Source organism: Guyparkeria sp. (genome assembly GCF_046540515.1).
GTDB lineage: Bacteria > Pseudomonadota > Gammaproteobacteria > Halothiobacillales > Halothiobacillaceae > Guyparkeria.
The window spans coordinates 1-3,194 of sequence record NZ_JBKHFB010000111.1 but is presented as its reverse complement, the minus strand read 5'-3'; the positions used below and the strand labels follow the sequence as shown (position 1 = coordinate 3,194).

Here is a 3,194-nt window from a genome sequence, read left to right as displayed (position 1 = left end):
TGCCAGCCGTCCTGGCGCACGGCATCGAGCACCGCCTTGACCGTGATGCACGCCGGCGGCCGGGCGGGCACGTGGCCGGGCGGCTCGCCCTGGGTCAGGCGCACCAGGCCGCGGCTGCGCAGCGCGGCCAGGGTCGCCGTGATCGCCTCGAGCGGGACGCCGAGGTCCTGGCTGAGGCGCTCGCCCCCGGGGCCCCGTTCACCCCGCTCGAACGCGCGGGCGATCAGCGCCATCAGCGCCAGCGCCAGGCGCTCGCGCTGCGCCGGGGCCAGGCGCGATGCGTCGCGGCCGCCGCGCACGAGGTACTGCGGGTACTGGCAGTAGAAGGCGATGCTCGAGCCCGTGAGCAGGATCAGCCAGGACAGGTAGAGCCAGATCATGAACAGCAGCAGGATGGCGAAGCCGGAGTAGACGGCCGTGTAGTTCGCCGAGCCGACGACGAAGCGGGCGAACAGATGCCCCAGGGATTCCCAGGCGATGCCGGCGATGGCGGCGCCGATGAGCGCCGGGCCGAGACGCACCCGCGTGTTCGGCATCAGCATGTAGACGAAGCAGAAGGCCGCGATGACGAGGATCCAGGGCACCATGCGCGTGCCCCACTGGTAGAGCGTGCCCAGGGGCTCGATCGCGATCAGCGTCTGGACCAGGTCGGTGCTGGCCAGTGTCGCCGTGATGCCCAGCGACAGGAACGCGAGCAGGGGCGTGATCAGCATGACGCTGAAGTAGTCGGACAGCTTGCGCACGAGCGTGCGGCTCTGCGGCACGTTCCAGGTGAAGTTGAACGCCTCCTCGACCTTCTGCACCAGCGAGATCGCGGTGTAGAGCAGGAAGGCGACGCCGACGGCGCCGAGCACGCCCACCTCGATGTTCTCGACGAAGCCGATGACGTTGTCGGTGATCTCGCCGGCGCGCTCGCCGAGCGGCGACAGGAAGTTCTCCAGCGTCGGGCGCAGCTGGTTGTGCACGCCGAAACCCTTGAGCACGGAGAAGCTGACGGCGATCAGGGGCACGAAGGCGAGCAGCGTGGTGAACACGAGGCTCATGGCGCGCAGGGTGAGCTGGCCCGCGGCCAGATCGCGTGCGACCGCTATGGCCAGGCGGATGGCCTTGACGCCGGTGCGTTGCCAGCTCGGCAGGGTGTCGAGGGGGCGCTGCCAGACCCGGTCATCGAACTGTCGGTAGAGCTGCTGGAACCGCTCCATGCGCCGCCCCTGCCCGCCGTCCGGTCGGGTGGTTACCGCTTCATCAGCTCGAAGAACTCGTCGTTGGTTCGCGTCTGCTGCATGCGGTTGATGAGGAATTCGATCGCCTCGAGGTCCTCCATCGAGTGGAGGAACTTGTGCAGGATCCAGCTCTTCTGCAGCTCCTCCTGGCCCATGAGCAGCTCCTCGCGGCGGGTGCCCGAGCGATTGATGTTGATGGCGGGATAGATGCGCTTGTCGGCGATCTTGCGGTCGAGGTGGAGCTCCATGTTGCCGGTGCCCTTGAACTCCTCGTAGATGACCTCGTCCATCTTCGAGCCGGTGTCGATCAGGGCGGTCGCGAGAATCGTCAGGCTGCCGCCCTCCTCGATGTTGCGCGCGGCGCCGAAGAAGCGCTTGGGCCGGTGGAGCGCGTTGGCGTCGACGCCACCGGTCAGCACCTTGCCGGAGGAGGGCACGACCGTGTTGTACGCGCGCGCGAGCCGCGTGATCGAGTCGAGCAGGATCACCACGTCGTGCTTGTGCTCGACCAGGCGCTTGGCCTTCTCGATGACCATCTCGGCGACCTGGACGTGGCGGCTCGCGGGCTCGTCGAAGGTCGAGGACACCACCTCGCCCTGCACCATGCGGTCCATCTCCGTGACCTCCTCCGGGCGCTCGTCGATGAGCAGCACGATGAGGTAGCACTCGGGGCTGTTGGCCGCGATGCTCTGTGCGATGTTCTGCAGCATCAGCGTCTTGCCGGCCTTCGGCGGTGACACGATCAGCCCGCGCTGGCCCTTGCCGATCGGCGCGACGATGTCGATCACGCGCGCGGTGATGTCCTCGGTGGAGCCGTTGCCGCGCTCCATGCGGAATCGCGTGCTGGCGTGCAGCGGCGTGAGGTTCTCGAACAGCACCTTGTCCTTGGCCGACTCCGGCGGTCCGAAGTTGATCTCGTCGACCTTGAGCATGGCGAAGTAGCGCTCGCCCTCCTTGGGCGGGCGGATCTTGCCGGTGATGGTGTCGCCGGTACGCAGGTTGAAGCGCCGGATCTGGCTCGGCGAGACGTAGATGTCGTCGGGGCCGGCGAGGTAGGAGCTGTCGGCCGAGCGCAGGAAGCCGAAGCCGTCCTGGAGGATCTCGAGCACGCCGCCGCCGTAGATGTGCTCGCCCTTCTTCGCGCGCGCCTTGAGGATCGCGAAGATCACGTCCTGCTTGCGCGACCGGGCCACATTCTCGATGCCCATGTCCTGCGCTAGCTTGATCAGTTCGGCGGCCGGCTGGGCCTTGAGTTCGGTCAGATTCATCGGCGTTCTTATGGCTTCAACGGGTTGGCGGTGTAACGCGACTGGGCACACTACGACGTGCCCGGCAGGCAATCGAAAGTCTCAACGAAAAGATAGGACCTGGGAGGCTCCGCTGAGGCGTGTCGGAACCTGATTGGCTGACGAAGCTAGCATGCCCGACCCGCCTCGTCTACCCAGGGCCGTCCCGGGGGCCCGCCCGCGTGCGGCGGGCTCCGGCGGGCTACTGCAGCGGCGGCGTGGTGGCAAAGTCCGCCGCCCGGCAGCCGATCGGACGGCCGGCCATCGCGGGCGGCCGGCGGCCGCCATCGACGAGGTGGTCTATGCCAACATCTTCGTGGGGCTGACCCGCTTCGCCCCCGATGGCTCCATCGTGCCGGCCCTGGCCGAAAGCTGGGAGGCGAACGCGGAGGCCACCGAATACACCTTCCGCCTGCGGGACGGCGTGACCTTCCACGACGGCACCACGATGGATGCCGAGGACGTCAGGTTCACCCTCGACCGGGCGCGGGCCGAGGACTCGACCAACGCGCAGAAGGCACTTTTCGCCGGCATCGAGAGCGTCGAGGTGGTGGACCCGCTGACCGTGCGCGTCACGCTGTCGGCCCCGGACGGCAACTTCCCGTTCAACATGGCCTGGGGCGACGCGGTGATCGTGGCGCCGGAAAGCGTCGAGAGCCTCGCGACCGCACCGGTCGGCACCGGC

At 68.0% G+C, this 3,194-nt stretch carries 3 protein-coding genes; 1 reads left to right on the top strand and 2 read right to left on the bottom strand.

What is annotated here, in order from left to right; translation table 11 throughout:
- Together ACLFRM_RS09225 and rho are read right to left on the bottom strand one after the other, a co-directional pair.
- A partial coding sequence (locus ACLFRM_RS09225; protein ID WP_410755445.1) for a YihY/virulence factor BrkB family protein occupies positions 1-1,202 on the bottom strand: 1,202 nt, incomplete at its 3' end.
- 32 nt (positions 1,203-1,234) lie between these two features.
- Entirely contained in the window at positions 1,235-2,491 is a 1,257-nt protein-coding gene (gene rho / locus ACLFRM_RS09220; RefSeq protein WP_410755444.1) for a transcription termination factor Rho, read from the bottom strand.
- Between the two features lie 151 nt (positions 2,492-2,642).
- On the opposite strand from rho, the gene ACLFRM_RS09215 reads away from it, so the two are divergent.
- A partial coding sequence (locus tag ACLFRM_RS09215; RefSeq protein WP_410755443.1) for an ABC transporter substrate-binding protein occupies positions 2,643-3,194 on the top strand: 552 nt, incomplete at its 3' end.